The 20,024-nt window shown below is 36.4% G+C and carries 18 protein-coding genes and 7 tRNA genes; 4 read left to right on the top strand and 21 right to left on the bottom strand.

What is annotated here, in order from left to right:
* Positions 1–15: 15 nt before the first annotated feature.
* From RZ78_RS01840 to RZ78_RS01830, 3 genes are read right to left on the bottom strand one after another with little or no spacing between them, the layout of a single operon-like run.
* Entirely contained in the window at positions 16–1,107 is a 1,092-nt protein-coding gene (locus RZ78_RS01840; RefSeq protein ID WP_054449736.1) for a PIN/TRAM domain-containing protein, read from the bottom strand.
* A 21-nt stretch (positions 1,108–1,128) separates the two neighbouring features.
* Positions 1,129–2,505: a DNA repair protein RadA gene (gene radA, locus RZ78_RS01835; RefSeq protein WP_053795188.1), complete on the bottom strand. Its 1,377-nt coding sequence runs from the start codon at positions 2,503–2,505 to the stop codon at positions 1,129–1,131.
* 27 nt (positions 2,506–2,532) lie between these two features.
* The gene (locus RZ78_RS01830; RefSeq protein ID WP_054607947.1) at positions 2,533–3,069 is read right to left on the bottom strand and encodes a dUTP diphosphatase; all 537 of its coding nucleotides are present in this window, start codon (positions 3,067–3,069) and stop codon (positions 2,533–2,535) included.
* A gap of 233 nt (positions 3,070–3,302) precedes the next feature.
* Here RZ78_RS01830 and rpiA point away from each other — a divergent pair, with 233 nt between their 5' ends.
* Both rpiA and RZ78_RS01820 read left to right on the top strand, forming a co-directional pair.
* Positions 3,303–3,992 (top strand): ribose-5-phosphate isomerase RpiA, encoded by a 690-nt coding sequence (gene rpiA / locus RZ78_RS01825; RefSeq protein ID WP_053795186.1) that lies wholly within the window; start codon positions 3,303–3,305, stop codon positions 3,990–3,992.
* Between the two features lie 104 nt (positions 3,993–4,096).
* Positions 4,097–5,437, top strand: a complete 1,341-nt coding sequence (locus tag RZ78_RS01820) for an aminopeptidase C (RefSeq protein ID WP_054607946.1) — start codon at positions 4,097–4,099, stop codon at positions 5,435–5,437.
* A 35-nt stretch (positions 5,438–5,472) separates the two neighbouring features.
* On the opposite strand, the gene RZ78_RS01815 is transcribed toward RZ78_RS01820, so the two are convergent.
* Both RZ78_RS01815 and RZ78_RS01810 read right to left on the bottom strand, forming a co-directional pair.
* Positions 5,473–6,141 (bottom strand): 2,3-bisphosphoglycerate-dependent phosphoglycerate mutase, encoded by a 669-nt coding sequence (locus tag RZ78_RS01815; RefSeq protein ID WP_054607945.1) that lies wholly within the window; start codon positions 6,139–6,141, stop codon positions 5,473–5,475.
* Positions 6,142–6,155: 14 nt separating this feature from the next.
* Complete coding sequence (locus RZ78_RS01810; RefSeq protein ID WP_054607944.1) at positions 6,156–7,109, bottom strand: DMT family transporter; 954 nt, start codon at positions 7,107–7,109, stop codon at positions 6,156–6,158.
* A 274-nt stretch (positions 7,110–7,383) separates the two neighbouring features.
* Between RZ78_RS01810 and RZ78_RS01805 the strand changes: the two genes are divergently transcribed.
* Positions 7,384–8,478 carry an LCP family protein gene (locus RZ78_RS01805; protein ID WP_054607943.1) on the top strand — a complete coding sequence of 365 codons (1,095 nt, stop codon included), beginning with the start codon at positions 7,384–7,386 and terminating at the stop codon, positions 8,476–8,478.
* A gap of 111 nt (positions 8,479–8,589) precedes the next feature.
* Here the strand turns inward: RZ78_RS01805 and RZ78_RS01800 are convergent.
* The 9 genes from RZ78_RS01800 to RZ78_RS01760 all read right to left on the bottom strand — a co-directional run bounded on the left by RZ78_RS01800 (position 8,590) and on the right by RZ78_RS01760 (position 15,268).
* Positions 8,590–8,661: transfer RNA gene (locus RZ78_RS01800), tRNA-Gln, on the bottom strand.
* A 7-nt stretch (positions 8,662–8,668) separates the two neighbouring features.
* Positions 8,669–8,741, bottom strand: a tRNA-His gene (locus RZ78_RS01795).
* A 34-nt stretch (positions 8,742–8,775) separates the two neighbouring features.
* Positions 8,776–8,861: transfer RNA gene (locus tag RZ78_RS01790), tRNA-Leu, on the bottom strand.
* A 67-nt stretch (positions 8,862–8,928) separates the two neighbouring features.
* The gene (locus tag RZ78_RS01785; RefSeq protein WP_225349247.1) at positions 8,929–9,804 is read right to left on the bottom strand and encodes a homoserine kinase; all 876 of its coding nucleotides are present in this window, start codon (positions 9,802–9,804) and stop codon (positions 8,929–8,931) included.
* Position 9,805: 1 nt separating this feature from the next.
* Positions 9,806–10,252, bottom strand: a complete 447-nt coding sequence (locus tag RZ78_RS01780) for a SprT family protein (protein WP_054607942.1) — start codon at positions 10,250–10,252, stop codon at positions 9,806–9,808.
* Positions 10,253–10,262: 10 nt separating this feature from the next.
* Entirely contained in the window at positions 10,263–12,431 is a 2,169-nt protein-coding gene (locus RZ78_RS01775) for a Tex family protein (RefSeq protein WP_054607941.1), read from the bottom strand.
* Between the two features lie 102 nt (positions 12,432–12,533).
* On the bottom strand, positions 12,534–12,950 hold the full coding sequence (locus RZ78_RS01770; RefSeq protein WP_041152501.1) for a hypothetical protein: 417 nt from the start codon (positions 12,948–12,950) through the stop codon (positions 12,534–12,536).
* Between the two features lie 18 nt (positions 12,951–12,968).
* Positions 12,969–13,796 (bottom strand): ammonia-dependent NAD(+) synthetase, encoded by an 828-nt coding sequence (gene nadE / locus RZ78_RS01765; protein WP_054607940.1) that lies wholly within the window; start codon positions 13,794–13,796, stop codon positions 12,969–12,971.
* A complete protein-coding gene (locus tag RZ78_RS01760; protein ID WP_054607939.1) occupies positions 13,796–15,268 on the bottom strand; it encodes a nicotinate phosphoribosyltransferase in 1,473 nt (490 codons plus the stop codon). The genes nadE and RZ78_RS01760 overlap by 1 nt, the downstream gene beginning before the upstream one ends.
* Before the next feature lie 92 nt (positions 15,269–15,360).
* Here RZ78_RS01760 and RZ78_RS01755 point away from each other — a divergent pair, with 92 nt between their 5' ends.
* Entirely contained in the window at positions 15,361–16,098 is a 738-nt protein-coding gene (locus RZ78_RS01755; protein WP_424580127.1) for a WecB/TagA/CpsF family glycosyltransferase, read from the top strand.
* Between the two features lie 14 nt (positions 16,099–16,112).
* On the opposite strand, the gene RZ78_RS01750 is transcribed toward RZ78_RS01755, so the two are convergent.
* From RZ78_RS01750 to RZ78_RS01720, 7 genes are all read right to left on the bottom strand, one after another.
* A complete protein-coding gene (locus RZ78_RS01750) occupies positions 16,113–16,832 on the bottom strand; it encodes a GntR family transcriptional regulator (RefSeq protein WP_054607937.1) in 720 nt (239 codons plus the stop codon).
* Between the two features lie 21 nt (positions 16,833–16,853).
* Positions 16,854–17,630, bottom strand: coding sequence for a pyrroline-5-carboxylate reductase (gene proC / locus RZ78_RS01745; protein WP_054607936.1), 777 nt, complete (start codon positions 17,628–17,630; stop codon positions 16,854–16,856).
* A gap of 82 nt (positions 17,631–17,712) precedes the next feature.
* A tRNA-Gln gene (locus RZ78_RS01740) sits at positions 17,713–17,784 on the bottom strand.
* Between the two features lie 7 nt (positions 17,785–17,791).
* Positions 17,792–17,874 (bottom strand) — tRNA-Tyr (locus RZ78_RS01735).
* 181 nt (positions 17,875–18,055) lie between these two features.
* Positions 18,056–19,666 carry a peptide MFS transporter gene (locus RZ78_RS01730; RefSeq protein ID WP_054607935.1) on the bottom strand — a complete coding sequence of 537 codons (1,611 nt, stop codon included), beginning with the start codon at positions 19,664–19,666 and terminating at the stop codon, positions 18,056–18,058.
* A 136-nt stretch (positions 19,667–19,802) separates the two neighbouring features.
* Positions 19,803–19,875: transfer RNA gene (locus RZ78_RS01725), tRNA-Thr, on the bottom strand.
* Positions 19,876–19,938: 63 nt separating this feature from the next.
* A tRNA-Asn gene (locus RZ78_RS01720) sits at positions 19,939–20,011 on the bottom strand.
* Positions 20,012–20,024: the final 13 nt, after the last annotated feature.

Genomic DNA, 20,024 nt, shown 5'->3' with positions numbered 1-20,024 from the left:
GGTATCTATAACCTTTTATTTATCATCAATTCTAGCGAAAATCATTTTACCTGCATCTGTTTGAATTGAACTGGTAACCTCAACAGATAGTCGTTCGTTTAGATGATTCTTACCATCTTCAACAACCACCATCGTTCCGTCGTCCAAGAATGCGACTCCTTGGCTTCTTTCGGTTCCCTTTTTCAAAATCATAACTTCAAGATGTTCACCAGGAACAAATCTTGGTTTTAGTGAGTTAGCCAATTCGTTAATGTTTAAAACATTAACCTTTTGGAATTGGATAACCTTGTTTAAATTATAATCGTTAGTAATGATTGAACCATTGAAATCCTTAGCTAATCGAATTAGCTTACTATCGACTTCTTTGATATTGTCATAGTCCTGATCAGTGATTTCGATTGGCATAATCTTTTCGGTTTGTAGTTTATTTAAAATGTCCAAACCACGACGACCACGAATACGCTTTTGGCTGTCAGCTGAATCTGCGATGTATTGTAATTCATACAAGACAAATTTAGGAACAAGCAATGTTCCTTCAATAAATCCAGTCTTTGCCACCTCGTAGATACGACCATCAATCAAAATGTTAGTGTCCAAAATCTTAATTGATTTATTGCTATTGCGGCTTGAAGTATTAGTCAAAGCGTTGCCGCCCCTTTTCAAACTAACCCTAAAAATCTTGCGCCAATCATTTAACTTAGTGGTGCCCAATAGAAAACCTAGGTATCCAAAAGTAATCATCAATAGAGCTGGCAAGATTAAGTTAGTTATTAAATAAGGCGTTCTAAATAAAACGATTGAAATTAAAGTCGCTAAAATCAATCCAATAATCATCCCTAAAGTCCCCATCAAAATATAGAATGGGTTCTTTTGTGATAACTGCATTTCAACCAGACTCATTGCATTCATGATTCGTTTAACAACAAACAATGAAAGAATATAGAAAACAATTGCGCCAATTACTGAATCAACTAGTGCATTATTTAATAAAATTGAAGGGTTTTCCCACAATGCATGCCAAATAACGGGTAGATAAATTACCCCTAGCGTTGCTCCTAAAATGACAAATATAAATTGGATAACCGTAAATCGATCAATTTTTTTCATTAGTATCTTCCTCTGTATGTGTTAGTTAAGTGCGATTTTAATCGCTTGAGCCAGTGTGGATACACCAACGACTTCAATTCCGTCTGGCGCAGTCCATCCTGACATATTATGTTTTGGTATTAATACGCGCTTAAAGCCCAGTTTTTGTGCTTCTAAAACACGTTGTTCAATGCGGTTAACTCGTCTAATTTCACCAGTTAAACCAATTTCACCGATATAGCATTCACTAGGGTCGGTTCCCCTGTTCTTGTAACTCGATGCCACACTAATGGCTACTGCCAAATCAATTGCTGGTTCGTTTAACTTAACTCCACCAGCCGCCTTCAAGAAGGCGTCTTGGTTTTGTAGCATTAGTCCTGCACGTTTTTCAAGTACCGCCATTAAAACGGCTACACGGTTACGGTCAATCCCGGTAGCGGTTCTTTGAGCATTTCCAAATACGGATGGCGTTACCAATGCCTGAATTTCGACTAGGATTGGTCTAGTTCCTTCAATTGAGACAACGATTGCAGAACCATTGGCGTCCTTCAAACGTTCTTCCAAGAAGACTTCTGATGGATTAGCAACTTCTCGTAATCCGGATTCTTGCATGTCAAAAATCCCTAATTCGTCGGTTGAACCAAAACGGTTCTTCACAGCTCTTAAAATACGGTAGGAATGATGCATGTCACCTTCAAAGTATAAAACAGTATCAACCATGTGTTCCAAAGTCTTAGGTCCAGCAATTGATCCACCCTTAGTAACGTGGCCGACCACAAATATTGTAATTCCATTGGTCTTTGCAATGGACATTAAATCTGCGGTAATTGCTCTTACCTGTGATACGGAACCGATTGCGGAATCAACTTCTGGTTCAGAAATAGTTTGAACGGAGTCAATTACGACTGCATCCGGTTTAATCTCATCAATGGCAGACTTGATAGCACCCATATCGGTTTCTGGATATAGATACATGTTGGAGCCATTCACGGATAAGCGTTCCGCTCTTAGCTTAATTTGACTGGCACTTTCTTCCCCAGATACATACAAGACACGTTGTTTCTTAGCACCTAATTGTCCAGAAATTTGAAGTAACAGTGTGGATTTCCCGATACCAGGATCCCCACCAATTAAAATTAATGAGCCCGGAACAATTCCCCCACCTAATACACGATTAAATTCTTGGGACTCAGTTTCAAAACGTGATTCCTTTTCAAACTTAACATCTTTGATTAGTTGTGGTTTTGCTTGCTGACCATTGAAATCCATTCGGTGAGTTGATTTCAAACTCGATGTTTCTTTTTGAACGGTTTGTTCTTCAAATGTATTCCATTTTCCACAGTTAGGACAATGTCCCAAGTACTTGGGTGAAATGTATCCACATTCTTCGCAAACAAATTGGGTCTTTACTTTAGCCACATTAATTTCCTTTCTTTAATTCGTTTTTTATTTGCCTGATGAACCAAAACCACCAATTCGTTTAGTCCCCTTGTTGGAGTCATCATCAGTTGTTAAGAATGGTACAAAAATACCTTGAGCGATACGATCACCCTTCTTAATCTTTTTGTCTAGTAGTCCGAAGTTAGTCATTTGAACAAATAACTCACCTTCGTTGCTTTCGTTGCCATAGTAATCAGCATCAACGATACCAATTCCGTTCGGTAAAACCATGCCTCTCTTTAGTGGACCGCTTGAACGGTTAGCAATAACTAACATTTCATCTGGTTGCATGTAAGCCTTAATTCCAGTTGGAACTAATAATGGACGCAAGATATCCTTAGCACGTTGCATCTCATCTTCAGATACGTCTTTTTCATGCTTAATTGCCCAAAGAACTTTTAAAAATCCTAATTTCCAAATTGAAGGTAATACAAAATCTACACCTGCTTCGATATCATAACCAGCTGCTTGTTTAGTAGAACGATAAGGTAAATTAATGCCTTTATCCTTGTACTTTGTAACTACTTCAAATCCTCTCTTCATATCTACACATCCTGTTAATTTATTAGTATTATTATACTATGTATTTTATATGAAAACTGTTAACAATTAAATACAAATATTTTATTTGACAAACTCACGATAACCATAGAAAATTAATATAGTATTATTGAGGTATATTTAATACCTTTGTTCGAAACCTTTCGTCTGAATGTATAAGCATTCAAAGTCGATTTAACGTCGTTTTACCGAATATTTTAGAGGGGAAAAGGATTATGGATAAAGAATTAATGAAAAAAGTTGCCGGCCAAGAAGCTGTCAAATATATTAAAGACGGCATGACTGTCGGTCTTGGTACAGGTTCAACCGTGAAATACTTGTTGGATGCATTGGGAGAACGAGTAGCCAAAGAAGGATTACGTATTATTGGTGTTCCAACTTCCAACCGCTCAGCAAAGCGTGCTCGTGACTTGGGAATTGATGTTAAAAGTATCGATGACGTTGACCATATTGACTTAACAATTGACGGTGCTGACCAAATCGATGAAAATTTCCAAGGTATCAAGGGGGGCGGTGTTGCCCACCTTCGTGAAAAAATTGTCGCAATCAACTCAGATCGAAACATCTGGATTGTTGATTCAACAAAGATGGCCAAAAACCTTGGCTCTTTTCCCCTTCCTTTGGAAGTTACCCCATATGGAAGTACTCACCTATTCAAACGTTTAGACGATATGGGTTACCATCCTACTTTTAGAACCAATGCTAAGGGTGGTCACGTGTTAACTCACGCTGATAACTACATTATCGATTTAAATTTAGGTTACATTGAACATCCCCACGAACTTGAAACCATCCTAAACAACATGACTGGAATCGTTGAACATGGTCTGTTCCTAGACGTTGTTGACATGGTAATTGTCGGATATGAAGATCATTCAGAAACATTCGATGCTAAAAGAAAATAATTAATTTAAACCGTGATAGTAAGTACGTCTTATTATCACGGTTTTTGTTTTTAAAGGCATTTGACCTGAGTGATATAATGTTATAAAAGCAAGGAGGAATCATGATGTCAAAAAGTATTAGTAATGAAAATATCCAAAAGTATCATAACGATTTGTTAAATCGTAAAGAAGCTAAGGTAATGCAAAGAGCCGTAAGCCATAATGGTATCAACTCTTCAGCTGCCAACTTCGAAGCGGAAGGTAACATGAAACCAAACTTTTCAATTGAAATCGATACTGGTGAAGTTGCCAACCAAAAACATAGTGGCCGTTGCTGGATTTTCGCAGCGCTAAATACTATGCGTCATAACCTAGCTAAAAACTTCAACTTATCTGGTGATTTTGAATTATCACAAATCTACACTACTTTCTGGGATAAGTTTGAAAAATGTAACTGGTTCTTAGAAAACATTATCAAGACTGCTGATGAACCATTAACCTCACGCCGTGTTTCATGGCTATTAGATTCACCACAGCAAGATGGTGGTCAATGGGACATGCTATGTGCAGTAATCGAAAAGTACGGTGTTGTTCCTCAATCAGCAATGGTTGAAACTGCCGTAAGTAACGACACTTCAGAATTAAACGTTGTATTAAACCAAAAACTAAGAATGGATGCCATTCAACTACGTGAACTAGCTTCACAAAATAGTTCAGATATCGAAAAGGTCAAGGACGAAATGTTAAGCGAAATTTACCGTGTCTTAGTCTACTCATTCGGTGAACCCGTTTCAGAATTCAACTTCGAATACCGTGATGAAAAGAACGAATACCATATCGATACTGATTTAACACCAAAGAAATTCTTTGATAAATACGTAAACTTAAACCTAGAAGATTACGTATCAATCATTAACTCCCCTACATTGGATAAACCTTATGAAAAGACTTACACCGTTGATATGTTAGGTAACGTTATTGATGGTCGCCAAGTTAAACATTTAAACCTTGAAATGGACCGCCTAGAAGAACTAACTATCACCCAATTAAAGAACGGTGAAAGTGTTTGGTTCGGAAGCGACGTTTCAAAAGAATCAGATCGTAAAAAAGGAATCATGGACGATAAACTATACTCAAAGGATGAATTATTCGACATCGATTTATTAATGAGTAAAGATGAACAATTAGATTACCATCAAAGTGTTATGAACCACGCCATGGTTATCACCGGTGTTGATATCGTTGATGGTCAACCTACTAAGTGGAAGGTTGAAAACTCTTGGGGTAACCAAGTTGGTTCAAAGGGTTACTTCGTGATGAGTGAATCATGGTTCAGACGTTTCACTTACCAAGTTGTTATCAACAAGAAGTACCTATCTGAAGAAGATAAGAAGAGCCAAGAACAAGACCCAGTTGTTTTAGATCCATGGGATCCAATGGGAACTCTTGCATTTAACGAAAAATAACATACAAAAAAGAGCTGATAATTTATCAGCTCTTTTTATATTGTCTTTTTACTAATTACATTCAACTTATCATCGAAATGATAAACGATTGGCTTTCCGTTTGGAACTTCCACTCGATCAATGTCATCATCACTAATATTATCTAAATACTTAATTAAAGCCCTTAGAGTTGAACCATGGGCGACAACTAACTCGTTTTTCCCATCCAATAACTTAGGTGCAATCGAGTCTTGCCAGTATGGCATCAATCTTTCATAGGACATCTTTAGACTTTCACCACGCGGTTCAATCACACCGATTTTTTCATATTTATGTTCTTCATCGGGTTGATCTAACAATGGTGGGACCGTCGTGTAGCTGCGTCTAAATTCAGCAAACTTTTCAGGTCCATATTGTAACTTAACGTCATCTTTTTTACGACCGCGCAACGCCCCATAATGACGTTCATTTAGTCGCCATGACTTTGTCTCTTGAATATATTGTTGGTTAATTTCACTTAACACAATATGCAACGTTTCAATTGCGCGTTTTAAAAACGAAGTATGAGCATGATCAAAATCGATTTCCAATTGATTAATCTTTTTACCAGCATCGTGAGCTTGTTGAATCCCCTTTTCTGTTAGGGCTACATCGCTCCAGCCAGTAAAAACATTCTTTTGATTGGCAACACTTTGACCATGACGCATGATTACTAAATACGACATATTATCATCTCTTTTTATTCTTCTAATGCAGCATTCTTTTGTTCCATTTGACTACCAATAAATGTAATCACAGAACCGATTAGAATGATCACAATTCCAATCCAGGTATTAATTGTAATCTTTTCACCTAACAAAATCATTGCCAAAATTGGTGCCAATCCTGGTTTGATGAAAAAGACGATTGAGGCAATTGATACCCCTGCTCTTTCCATAGCAAGGAAGTAGAATGCAAATCCACCACCTGTGACGCAGACACAAATAAATAATAGAATCCAGAAATAATTCAGGGAAATATTATGAATTATTGGTGTGTTTGCAAATGGTTTTAACCATTCTACCTTATTCATGTAGTTTGAAACAGCAGAAATATTGGTAATTGATACTAAAATTAAAAGTTCAACAGATCCGGCTAAAAATGTGTAGCAAGTAGTTGCTAGTCCATTTTGACCAGTTACTTGTGAACCCCATCTGGATACAATGCTGTAAAGACCAAATGTTAGTGCTGAACCCAATGCTAATGAAATTCCCAATGGGTTTGTAAGGTTGGCCGGATTAACTATGACAAGTAATCCGATAATAGAAAGAATTAAGGAAATAAACCCTAGTCGACTAATCTTTTCTCTTAGAATAAAGAAAGCGAATAGTAATGCAAATACTGGATTACAACTAAATAGCACAGCTACTGTTGATGCTTCGTCGTACATGATGGCTAATTGGAATAGCGTCATGCTGACTACGACACATAAAAATCCAGTTAATAAGAAGACACCTAAACTTTTCCATTTACTCGTCAATAATGTTTGCTTTCCATTCTTCATGACAACCGGGATTAAAACCAATCCCCCGATAAAGAATCGAATTAAGTTCAATTGGATTGGACTAAAAACTCCTTGGACACTTTTTAGTGCAATTTCCATTGAACTAAACATAAACGTGGAAATTAAAACATACAGAAAAGTCTTTTTCAACTTTAAACGCGCTCCTTTAAATTTACAAATTATAAAAAACTTGATACACTACAAGCTTAAAGTTCATGTTGTGAAGTTTTTTTATATTAACATCAGAATTATATCATATCCCCCGGCCTTATTAAAAAGGTAACAGAAATATTACAATTTATTACATATTTCATAAGTATTATTATTTTCAAAAAAATAAGTTTATAATATTATTTATATTTACGTATCTTGATTATAGGTAGTATAATGGGGAAATTCAGAATAAAGGAGCTATTTTTGATTTATGCAAAACAATAATGAAAACATCGATAGAGCTTCCAGAACTAGAGGAAACCAACCTCACTTCAAGAAGAAGAAGAGCCATAAGGGTGCTTGGATCTCACTTATTGTCTTTTTAGTTCTAGTAGTTACTGGATTAATCATTGCTCATGGTGTTTATGTCAACATGAAGAATGCTGCGGATAAGGCTTATCAACCAGGTTTATCCACAAAAGAAAGAAACGTATCTAGCGTCATTGCTCAGAACAAACCTGTTTCAATCTTACTTCTAGGTACCGATACTGGTGCCCTAGGACGTCATGACACAGGTAGAACTGATACTATGATTCTAGCTACTATCAATCCTAAGAAGGAAACAATTTACCTAACAAGTATCCCTCGTGATACTAAGGTTACTGTTCCTGGCGATTCACAACCTTATGAAAAGATTAATGCTGCATATACTATTGGTGGTGCTTCAAGTGCCGTACAAACCGTACAAAACTTGTTAAACGTTCCAATTGACTTCTATGCAATCATTAACATGGGTGGTCTAGAAAAGATGGTTAACGCTGTTGGTGGTGTTACCGTTACTCCTCCTTTAACTTTCCATTATGATTCTGCGAATGTTGTTAAGGGTCAAACAGTTACATTAAATGGTGCTGAAGCTCTTGCTTACTCAAGAATGAGACACCAAGATCCTGCTGGTGACTACGGTCGTCAAGTACGACAAAGACAAGTGCTACAAAAACTTGTTCTAAAAGGTATGAACATTTCTTCATTACCAAGATACAAATCAATCCTAAGTTCAATCTCAGGTAACCTTAAGACTGACATGAAGTTTGATGATATGGTTGCTTTACGTGAAAGATACGGAAACGCAACTCACCACATCAAGTCACAAACTCTTCAAGGTGAAACTGCTGTTGTTGATGGTATTGATTATGAAGTACCAACCCAAGAAACTCTTCTAAACATTTCAAACTCAATTAGACAAAGCCTTGGATTAAGCAAACTTACTTCATTAAACCAAACACAAAGTCAAACAAGTGACTACAGTGTTGGATCCAGCGTAATGAGTAGTTCATCCACTCAAATCAATTACTCAACTGATAACTAAAAAAATAAAAGGTTCTGGTTAATACCAGAACCTTTTTTATATCCCCTACTTTTACATCAACGAAGACAAAGAAAAAGGAGACATCCAAATGGATGTCTCCTTTTTAAGTAGTTGGGCTAGCTGGGTTCGAACCAGCGCATCACGGGATCAAAACCCGTTGCCTTACCACTTGGCTATAGCCCAATAAAAGGGCGGTAGGTGGGAATCGAACCCACGCGTGTCGGAACCACAATCCGATGTGTTAACCACTTCACCACTACCGCCATATTATTATATGTGATAATGATTTCTCATTAATGCGGCCAAGAAGACTCGAACTTCCACCGGGAATAATCCCGACAAGATCCTTAATCTTGCGCGTCTGCCAATTCCGCCATGGCCGCAATAAAAAATCACAAATATTATTATATGTGATTTTTCCCTACTTTGCAATAGGTGTTTTAAATTTTTTTATTCACCGCGTACAGTGGCACCACTATGATCGACCTTAATCAATCTCATGACTCCGTCTAGTTTACCGACGTTTAATCTGTCACGTAATTGATTTAGTTCTGATTCGGTACCAAATGTAATTACACAACGGTGTGATTGGTTTAAGAATGTACCGTAAATTCCTAGTTCATGGGCTTGTTTTCTGATGGTTTCAAGTTCTGGTACTACTTCATAGATGTTATCGGTGTAAATAGCATCATTTTCCATCATTTCAGTGGCTTTAGTCCATTCATTGCTCATTAGTGAGGCCACTAGTACATTGGTAGCACTGCTGGCTTTTACGGCGTCTACAGAGCTAACTTGGTTCTTGTAGATAGCCTTATCACTACCGTCGTCCTTAGTTAGGTATACTAACGCGTTAATAACCTCTGGAATTTGGGTCTTAACTGTTGTAGCCATTTCACCATTAAAGTAAGAAACCGTAATGTCACCTAATAATGCAGATGCGACACCGTCTGCATGGCCCTCAATCTTACTACCGATGTTAATTTCATCGTCTAGTGAAAGGTCTAATTCACCTAACGCATTAGCAATCTTGATTCCCGCAACAATTGCTGTAGTACTTGAACCAAGTCCTCTTCCAATTGGAACATCTGACATAACAGTTAATTGATGAGGTTTGATTGTTGGATCAACCTTTAGGATGGTTTGCACGATAATGTTGTTTTCATCGTTTGGAACGTCATCCCCCAATGCATGGTTAACTTGCCAGTGTTGCATTTCTTCTTCAACAATGACTGTGTAGTATAAACCAAAAGCAATTCCGATTGAGTTAATCCCAGCTCCGATTCCTGTTGATGTAGCAGGTACTCGGATAATTATTTTTTTATCCAAACTAATCATCTCCAGTGTATAATTTTAGTTTTCCACGACATTTTCCGCATACATACTTGTGAGTGTCAATTCTACGCTTACGACGGTAATTTTGTCCACAATGTGTACAAACATATTTGAATGGACGCTTGTCCACAGGTGCCGGCGCAAATCTTGAACCACCCACCGTCTTCAATAATCGTTTAAAAGCTAAAGTATTATGCTTACCAGAATATCCAGCTAAATGTAGATGGTAATGGCAAAGCTCATGTTTAATCACCCCTACCAATATTTCCATTGAATGTTCGGTTAACATCTTAGGGTTAATATCAATATCATGGCTGGCCACATGGTATCTTCCACCAGTGGTTCTTAAACGACTATTAAAGTAAGCACGGTGCTTAAATGGTTTGGCGAATGATTCTTGTGAAATCTTTTCCACCAATGTTTGTAATCCTTGATCATTCATTTAAATTTTATCACTTCTCCGGGTTAATCATCGTTAGTTGAATTCGATTTCGTTTAATATCAACAGATAATACCCATACGTCAACAATGTCACCAACGGAAACAACGCTACTTGGGTCAGAAATAAATTGATCACTCATTTGTGAGATGTGGACAAGTCCATCTTGTTTTACACCCACGTCAACAAATGCACCAAAGTCGATTACGTTTCTAACGGTTCCTTGTAGTTGCATTCCTTCTCTTAAATCCTCAATCTTCAATACATCTTGCTTTAGGACTGGAGTTGGCATGTTATCACGGAAGTCTCTACCAGGACGTTTTAATCCATCAATGATGTCTAATACGGTTTGTTTTCCATAAGCATTTTCGTTAATAAACTTATCAACATCAAATGTGGATAACGCTTGGTTAATTTCGGTTGTTCCCAATGAATCCAAATTTAAATTCAATTCATCCACAATTTGGTTAGCAATCTTGTAACTTTCTGGGTGAATATCGGTATTATCGAGTGGATTACTACCGTCTAGGATTCTTAAGAAACCAATGGCTTGTTCATAAGTCTTTTGTCCTAATCTAGGTACCTTGGATAAGGATTGACGTGTTTTGTATTCACCATTTTCATTTCTAAACTTCACAACATTTTTGGCAGTGGTCTTAGTCATCCCTGAGATATGGGTTAATAACTCTGGACTAGCTGTATTTACGTTTACCCCGACTTTATTAACGGCTGTTTCCACAACGCGATTCAATTGAGCATCTAATTGTTTAGCTGGTAAATCATGTTGGTATTGGCCCACTCCTACTGATTTGGGATCAATTTTAATCAATTCAGCTAACGGGTCTTGAAGACGTCTTCCGATACTTACTGCAGAACGTTCTTCAACGTGAAAATCAGGAAATTCATCACGCGCATTTTGACTTGCAGAGTATACAGAAGCACCGGCTTCATTAACAATTACGTAATATACCGGTAATTTATTTTCTTTAATTAATTCAGAAACAAATTGTTCTGATTCACGACTAGCTGTACCGTTTCCAATCGCAATCATTTCAGCATTATTATTCTTAATAAAATCAACTAATTGTTTTTTAGCTTGTTGACGTTTAGCATCACTTGCTGGTTTATGTGGATAAATTACTAATTTATCCAAGAACTTGCCGTTATCATCAATTGCAGCTAATTTACATCCAGTACGGTATGCCGGGTCGAAACCAATCACTACCTTTCCCTTAATTGGTGCTTGCATTAATAGGTTATACAAGTTACGTCCAAAAATGTTAATGGCATGTTCATCAGCTTCATCAGTTAGTTCATTTCTAATTTCGCGATCAATAGCTCGTTTCATAAAACGAGAATATGCATCTTCATAAGCACCCTTCATAAATTCAGCAGACTTTCCGTTACGATTACGGTTAGTTTCTGCCTGTAAAAACTTGTAGATCACATTAGTATTAACATCAATGCTAACTGTCAAAACCTTTTCTTTTTCACCACGATTTAGAGCCAAGACACGATGATTCTTAAGTTGGGTGATTGGTTGTGCAAAATCATAATAATCTTCATAGACATGTTTTTCGTCTTTTTCATCAGCGTCCTTCTTAGCCTTGCTGGAAATTTGACCATGCTTCTTTGTATCTTCTCGAATCCATTCTCTCAGATGCGCGTCGTTTCCAATATCTTCAGCTAAAATTTCATGAACACCGTTTAATACATCTTCAACGCTATTTAAATCTTTTTCTTCATCTACATATTCTTTTGCCTTGTTTACAAAGGAATCATCATTAGCAATAACTAACTTGGCTAATGTTTCTAACCCTTGTTCTCTGGCAACCATTGCCTTGGTCTTCTTCTTTTTCTTGTATGGCAAGTACAAGTCTTCGACTCTTTGCATTGATTCAGCTTTTTCGATATCATTTTTTAACTTATCAGTTAGTTTACCTTGTTCTTCAATTAAACGAAGTACTTCTTCTTTACGATTTTCTAGATTCGTAATTTTAGTATTAGCATCAGCAATTTCTCTGATTTGTACTTCATCCAAGCTACCTGTGCGTTCCTTACGATATCTAGCGATAAAAGGAACCGTATTGCCATCTTCTAACATAGAAATAACGGCAGAAATTTGTTTTTCAGAATAATTTCCTAAATCTTTTCTGATTTTTTTAATGATTGATTGATCCAAATCGTTCATCTCATTTCTTATTTGAGTTTGTCTTTAATTATATCATTGCATTTTTAGATAAAAAAATAGTTGGTAATATTTACCAACTATCTTTTGTTTTTATTACATTGACATCATAATTTTTTGAGCTGTCTTAAATACTCGTTCAATGCTATCTTGTTGTAGCTTACCAGCTTCATTAAAAGCATCTGCTTCAATGGTATCAGCTTTGATACTGTCTACCATGTCTTGGCATCCCTTAACGTAGTCAGCATAAGCTTCCTTTAGGATTGAGTGACGACCTAGTTCCTTGGCAGGTACTTGTACGTTATCAAGTTGTGATAAGAATTCTTTGTACTTATCAGTACCCTTTTGGAAAGTATCCTTTGTGCTTGCTAAATCGATTGATGAGTAATCGTTGTTAGCAACGGCTTCTTCCAACGGATCGTAATCATGACTCATTTCTTCACCAACCTTGTTAGTGTTAGTGATTAAATCAGATAAAAATGGGGCATAGATTGCCATCTTGTTTTTCTTCATAATTAAAAAATTCCCTTCTTACTTCCAAAAGTCATCGTAAATAGTAATTGGTAGATGACGTTTATGTTCTGTTTTAATATACCAGTTTTCAATCTTTTCTGCAGCATCTTTTGAAACTTCTCTGCCTTCTAGGTAGTTATCGATATCGTCGTAAGTTACACCTAAAGCAACTTCATCAGGTAAAGCCGGACGGTTATCTTCTAGGTCAGCAGTTGGAGTCTTTTCGTATAAATGCTTTGGTGCATCTAATTCGGCTAGCATTGCCTTACCTTGGCGTTTGTCTAAACGCCATAATGGAGTAATGTCGGCAGCACCATCACCAAACTTAGTGTAAAAACCAGTTACGGCTTCAGCGGCATGGTCGGTTCCTAAAACGGCACCGTGAGTTTGACCAGCAATCGCGTATTGAGCAATCATTCTTTGTCTTGCCTTGATGTTTCCCTTGTTGAAGTCAGAAATTTCCATTCCATCAGCTTCAACAGAAGCAACGGCAGCATCTGCAGCTGGTTTGATATCTACTCTGATAGTCTTGTCAGCTTCGATGAAAGCAATTGAATCCATTGCATCTGATTCATCAGCTTGAGTTCCGTAAGGTAATCTAACGGCGATAAACTTGTATTCATCGTCATTAGTTTCTTCGCGCATTTCTTTAATGGCGATTTGTGCTAACTTACCGGTCAAAGTAGAATCTTGTCCACCTGAAATTCCTAGAACTAGAGTCTTTAGGAAAGTGTTTTTCTTTAGGTAGCTCTTTAAAAAGTCAACACTGTTTCTTATTTCTTCTTTTGGATCAATTGATGGTTTTACCTTTAATGCATCAATGATTTCTGCTTGCTTTTCTCTCATTACAATTCACCCTTGTCTTGCTTATTTTTGATTTTATCGTGAACATCTTTGATAATGCTCATCTTGTTGTTCCAACATTTGGTTGATAAATCAACTGGGTATTCTTGTGGGTTTAACTCACGTTTGTACTCAGGCCATAGTGATGATAATACATCTTCTGAATATTGTTTGATGTCGGCCAATTTTGGTTGTTCATAAACTAATTCACCATCTTTGTAGATGTCCTTTAGTAAAGGTCTGGCATCAAAATCAGTCAATGTCTTGTTAATGTAAGTATATTGGGGATGGAACATGTATAGACTATCTTCATCATTTGGATTTTCATCGTCTAATGTGATGTAATCTCCTTCTGACTTACCGTCCTTGCGTTCAGTAATTCTCCATACTTGCTTCTTACCTGGTGTAGATACCTTTTCAGCGTTGTTTGATAACTTAATGGTATCGACCATTTCACCATTATCATTTTCAACGGATACCATCTTGTAGACGGCACCTAGCGCTGGTTGATCGAATGCGGTAATTAGTTTGGTACCAATTCCCCAAACATCAATCTTAGCATCCTGCATCTTCAAACTAGTGATGGTCTTTTCATCCAAGTCGTTTGAGGCAAAAATCTTAGCATCTGGATAGCCAGCATCATCTAGCATTTCACGGACACGTTTTGATAGGTATGCCATATCACCAGAATCGATACGGACACCAGCAAAATGAATCTTGTCACCCATTTCATTGGCAACCTTGATGGCATTAGGAACACCACTCTTTAAGGTATCAAAAGTATCAACTAGGAATACACATTCTCGATGACTTTGTGCGTAAGCCTTGAATGCTTTGTAGTCATCTTGGAATAGTTCCACTAATGAGTGGGCATGAGTTCCACTAATTGGAATGTTAAAGTTTTTACCTGCTAAAACATTTGATGTGGCGTTGAATCCACCAATGTAGGCAGCTCTGGTTCCCCAGATGGCCGCAGCAGTTTCTTGAGCACGACGACTACCAAATTCAAGTAGTGGGTCATCCCCTGCCGCCATTCTAATTCTAGCAGCCTTAGTTGCAATCAATGTTTGATAGTTAACGATGTTTAAGATTGCTGTTTCAACTAGTTGGCATTCGCAAACGTTTCCTTCAACTTGAAGCATTGGTTCGTTATTGAATACCAATTCACCTTCGACCAAAGAACGAATTGATCCAGTAAACTTAAAATTACGAAGATATTCTAAAAATTCTTCGGTATATTCGTTTTGAGAACGTAAGAACTCAATATCATCATCAGTAAAGTTGATATCTTTAATATAGTTAATTACTTTTTCCAATCCAGTAAAAATGGCAAAACCATTTTCGAATGGCATCTTTCTAAAGTAAACTTCGAATACAGCTCGACGATTTTGCAAACCAGCTTGAAAGTAAGTTTGCATCATATTGATTTCATATGCATCAGTATGTAATGTTAAATTATCAAATTCATTTGACATTTTTTATGAAATCCTCCTAATACTTGTCGCATTTTATTGTCTTTTATTTTATCATTAATTAAAGAAATAATCATAATAATTTATTTGAAGGTATTGCAATGGAAAATAAAACTGTTAATATTTTAGGTTTTGATTTTTTAAACAGTTCATTCAATGATTTCATGGAAAATATCAAGAAAAGAATCGATAATCGTGAAAATACTTTTGTCGTAACCGCTAATCCTGAAATCGTTGTTCATGCTTTAAACGATCAAAAATACACCGATACAATTAAAAAATCTGACTATCTTGTTGCCGACGGGATTGGTATCGTCATGGGTGCCAATATTTTAGGTTCAGATATGAGTGAAAGAATTACTGGATACGATATTTTATTGGACTTATTAAATTGGGGTAATCAAAATCATAAATCTGCATACTTTCTTGGTGCCAAACCAGAAGTAATTGAAGATTTAAAAAAGATTATTCCGCAAAAATATCCGGATTTAACCGTTTCCGGATATCATGACGGGTATTTTACCGATGATAGTGAAATTACCGCTGAAATCAAGCAAAAACAGCCTGATATGGTTTTTGTCGCCTTAGGTTTTCCTAAACAAGAATACTTCATCGAAAAACATCGTCATGTCAACGATGGACTATGGATTGGATTGGGTGGCAGCTTTGATGTCTTATCTGGTCACGTACAACGTGCACCACAATTTTGGATCAATCATCACATTGAATGGCTATATCGTTTAATCAAGGAACCAACCCGTTTTAAGCGCATGTTGGCATTACCAAAGTTCATCCGTTTAGTAAAAAAACAAAAGAAGAATGAATCAAAATAAAAAGTACATCGACATTAGTCGAATGTACTTTTTTTACTATCTAAATAAAATTCAAATCTTTCGCCCACGTATTGAGTACGAACGTATTCAAATGGTTGTCCATTTTGTAGAGATGTTACCTGTCTTAATAAAAGGATGGCATCCCCTTTTTTTATATCTAAATATTCAGCAATTCTTTCAGAAGCAAGTGTTGCTGAAACGTTTTGCCTTGACACTTTCGGTACAAGCTTTTTCTTTTCTTTCAATGATGCGTAAAAGGAATCAGTTACGTCATCTTTACTTAACCCTTCGATAATCTTTTCAGGAACCGTAGCGATTTCAAAACAAATGGGCACACCATCACCGTAACGAATTCTTTCCATTCTCAATACTTTGTCATTTTGAGAGATGTTTAGTTTTTCAATTTCACTTAGTGAAGGTTCTAGTGTGTGATATGAAATGGTCTTGCTAGCAGGTAACTTACCTTGAGCTAACATAATATCGGTAAAACTAGTAACACCCGACATCTTTTCTTGAACCTTTTCATTGGAAACATATGTACCTGAACCAACGCGTTGATCTAAGATACCTTCATCAACAAGGGTTTGAATTGCTTGTCTTAGAGTCATTCGACTAACGTTAAATTCAGTTGATAGTTGTCTCTCTGACGGGATTCTACTACCTAGTTTCCATTTTCCCTCTTCGATATTCTTTTTTATTTCATTATGAATTTGGATATAAATTGGCAAAGCCATTATTTCACTATCCCTTCATTACTATTCTTGCGTCGCATCGAAACAATCAATTACAGCCTTTTCAAAACCACTCTTTTTCAATGCTAATAATCCTTTAATAGTTCCGCCAGCTGGAGAACAAACATCGTCTATTAAATCACTTGGTGACTTATCTGACTTTTCAATCATCTTCATTGAGCCTAAAATGGCTTGCGCTACTAATTGAGTTGCTGTTTGTTTGTCTAAACCGTGATTGACAGCACTACGGCTAAAGATGTCTGCAAATAAATAAGCGTAAGCTGGTGTACATCCCATTAATGATCCTGACACATCAAATTTATCTTCAGAAACTTCAATCAACTTACCTAGTAGTTCTAAATTATTAATAGTATCTTTTAGTCTATCATCAACTAAATTTTCGTTAGCCTTGTAAATTAACATTCCTTCGTTAACTTCTACGTTGACATTTGGAATTAAACGAATGATTGGCAAATCATAACTAGTTAACTCTTCTAGACGTTCTAAAGAAATTTGCCATGCAATTGAAGCAAGAATCTTACCATTTAAGTTTTCTCGAACGTCCTTTAAAGCATCAAATACTTGTTTTGGGCCAGTTGCCAAAATGACTAAGTCACTGTTTAGTGCTACATCTTGATTACTATTGCTACAATTAATTCCTGTAGACTTTGCGAATTCTTGATATTTTTCCTCATGTGGAGCGTGAACATATATATCACTAGCATTAACCTTACCAGAATTGATATATCCCTTAATCATTGCCTTTGCCATTGCTCCGACACCAATAAAACCTATTTTCATAGCAACCTCCAAAACTAAAAATGATGTTTTTATTATAACATAAAAAAAAAGACTAACTATAAAAGTTAGTCATTTCAAGTAGTTGGGCTAGCTGGGTTCGAACCAGCGCATCACGGGATCAAAACCCGTTGCCTTACCACTTGGCTATAGCCCAATAAAAATGGAGGGGAGTGGATTCGAACCACCGAACCCGAAGGAGCGGATTTACAGTCCGCCGCGTTTAGCCAGACTTCGCTACCCCTCCGAAAAAGATATAAAATGTAATCAACAAGAAATATGATATCAAAATCATAGTTAATTGTCAACGACTTTTTTACCTAATCGCAAGTGTTAAAACTGCGACGTTATTGGTATGTCTCAACCAATCAACAAATAGTATAATATCTAAAATCGCGGTTTAAGTCAACACTTTTTAAACACTTTTTTTAATTTTTTCTACTGATATGCAAATCACGTAGAACTTGATGTAATAAGATTACCATCACAATGGATAAAACAATTCCAATGCTCCCTAATACCAAGAAGTAGTTAACATTATCTATAGAGAAATATTTCACTACTTGAGAGTTAATTGCCTGACCAGTAGCTGCTGACAAATACCATACACCCATCATTTGAGAAAGGAAATTCTTGGGCGCTAACCGGTAAGTTACTGATAGCCCAACTGGAGAAATTAGCATTTCTCCTAAACAAACCATTCCAACAGTTGCTAAGATCCATAGTGGATTAACTTCATTTCCCGCCAAGAATTTGATTGGTATAAATAAAATCAAACACCCTATGCTTGATAAGAGAACTCCTAGTGGAAATGACTTTAAAGCATTACTTTCTCTATGATGCCAGTATTTAGCGAACAATGGCGTAAAGATTAATATAAATAATGGATTAATTGCTTGATACCAAGTTCTTGAAATATGAACATGGAAATCGCCATCATGGAAAATACCTAATAGAATAAAGAATACAAGAATTGCCGCTGTAAATGCCTTTAACAAAACACTAGTGCTCTTATTATGGACAAAGTAACCGATAATCAGTGAAACAAAGATAAAAAACGCTAAAACCGCATACTTCCATACATAGAAATCATTATCAGTACTACCACTCGCCATCATTGCTAAAACAATTGGTCCTTGTTCCTCTACTCCCCAGAAGAAAGCAGCACAAATGAATAGAAGTACGTAAACAACCATTCCCTTTCTTTCCTTTTGAGTAGTATGGTTACTACTAATAATCACAAAGAAGTAAATGAATGGAATAACGATTGTTATCACGCTAAGTAAAGTAATAACATTATCAAGATTCAATGCATCAAACACATACATTAATAGGAATACTAATGCGATTGAAACAACGAATAACATAACTCGATCAAGTAGCTTTTTAATTTCGTAAGGTTCAATTGGATTTAAAGTGTAAATACTATTATTTTGATTATAGTCCTTGGTGTGTTTTTCAAAGATAGCAAGTCCAATTGCCATCGCAATGGCACCGATTAAGAATCCAAGATGGAAATTAACATGCACACCAATATAACCGATAATGATTGGCGCTAAGAAAGCACCAATATTAATCCCTGAAAGAAAAATGGTAAAACGATATGCCCTAGTGTTATATCGTTCATCATATAAGTTACCAACCATCGTTGTGATTGTTGGCTTTAACAATCCAGTCCCCACAGTTAAAAATACAAGAGATATAAATAATAACCAAATTGTATTATGGAGTGGAATCGTTAAAATTAACTGACCTAAAATAATTAAGATGGCACCGAGGGAAACTGTTCTCTTTCCTCCAAGAATTCTATCACTAATGTAACCTCCACAAGCAGCAGATAAGTAACTTAGTGATCCATAGATTGCAAACAATGATGCAGCTGTGGAAGGCTTAAAGCCAAGGCCACCCCTGCTTAATGAATAGTACATGTAGTACAAAAGGATTGCTTGCATACCATAATAGCTAAATCGTTCTAGTGATTCAGTCAATGTTAGTGAAATTAGGCCCTTTGATTGATTATTATTATCAACTTTATCCAATTAATACTCCTCCAAACAATTAAAAAATCATCGCAACGATAACTAATTATACTCTCTGATTAAAATTTTATCAATTTGCCAAAAATTAATCATATGAAAATAAAAAAACTAGGATTTAGACATCCTAGTTTTTTTATGCCGGCTGCAGGACTTGAACCTGTGACCGCCGGTTTACGATACCGATGCTCTACCAACTGAGCTAAGCCGGCAAATACTATGTATATTTTAATATACAAGAAAGGTGCTAACAAGTGTTAGCACCTCTTTATATACTCCGAATGTCAGACTCGAACTGACGACAACCTGATTAACAGTCAGGTGCTCTACCAACTGAGCTAATTCGGAATAACGCGCGGCA

Source organism: Apilactobacillus kunkeei, assembly GCF_001308195.1.
GTDB classification, from domain to species: domain Bacteria; phylum Bacillota; class Bacilli; order Lactobacillales; family Lactobacillaceae; genus Apilactobacillus; species Apilactobacillus kunkeei_C.
The sequence above is the reverse complement of the archived record's forward strand: the minus strand, read 5'-3'. Positions and strand labels throughout refer to the sequence as shown.

Excerpts from the sequence above, each read along its gene's own strand:
- rpiA (WP_053795186.1), top strand. The coding sequence starts at position 3,303 with ATGGATAAAGAATTAATGAAAAAAGTTGCCGGCCAAGAAGCTGTCAAA.
- RZ78_RS01830 (WP_054607947.1), bottom strand. The coding sequence starts at position 3,069 with ATGAAGAGAGGATTTGAAGTAGTTACAAAGTACAAGGATAAAGGCATT.
- RZ78_RS01770 (WP_041152501.1), bottom strand. The coding sequence starts at position 12,950 with ATGAAGAAAAACAAGATGGCAATCTATGCCCCATTTTTATCTGATTTA.
- RZ78_RS01840 (WP_054449736.1), bottom strand. The coding sequence starts at position 1,107 with ATGAAAAAAATTGATCGATTTACGGTTATCCAATTTATATTTGTCATT.
- RZ78_RS01820 (WP_054607946.1), top strand. The coding sequence starts at position 4,097 with ATGTCAAAAAGTATTAGTAATGAAAATATCCAAAAGTATCATAACGAT.
- proC (WP_054607936.1), bottom strand. The coding sequence starts at position 17,630 with ATGAAAATAGGTTTTATTGGTGTCGGAGCAATGGCAAAGGCAATGATT.
- RZ78_RS01815 (WP_054607945.1), bottom strand. The coding sequence starts at position 6,141 with ATGTCGTATTTAGTAATCATGCGTCATGGTCAAAGTGTTGCCAATCAA.
- RZ78_RS01805 (WP_054607943.1), top strand. The coding sequence starts at position 7,384 with ATGCAAAACAATAATGAAAACATCGATAGAGCTTCCAGAACTAGAGGA.
- RZ78_RS01760 (WP_054607939.1), bottom strand. The coding sequence starts at position 15,268 with ATGTCAAATGAATTTGATAATTTAACATTACATACTGATGCATATGAA.
- RZ78_RS01780 (WP_054607942.1), bottom strand. The coding sequence starts at position 10,252 with ATGAATGATCAAGGATTACAAACATTGGTGGAAAAGATTTCACAAGAA.
- RZ78_RS01750 (WP_054607937.1), bottom strand. The coding sequence starts at position 16,832 with ATGGCTTTGCCAATTTATATCCAAATTCATAATGAAATAAAAAAGAAT.
- nadE (WP_054607940.1), bottom strand. The coding sequence starts at position 13,796 with ATGAGAGAAAAGCAAGCAGAAATCATTGATGCATTAAAGGTAAAACCA.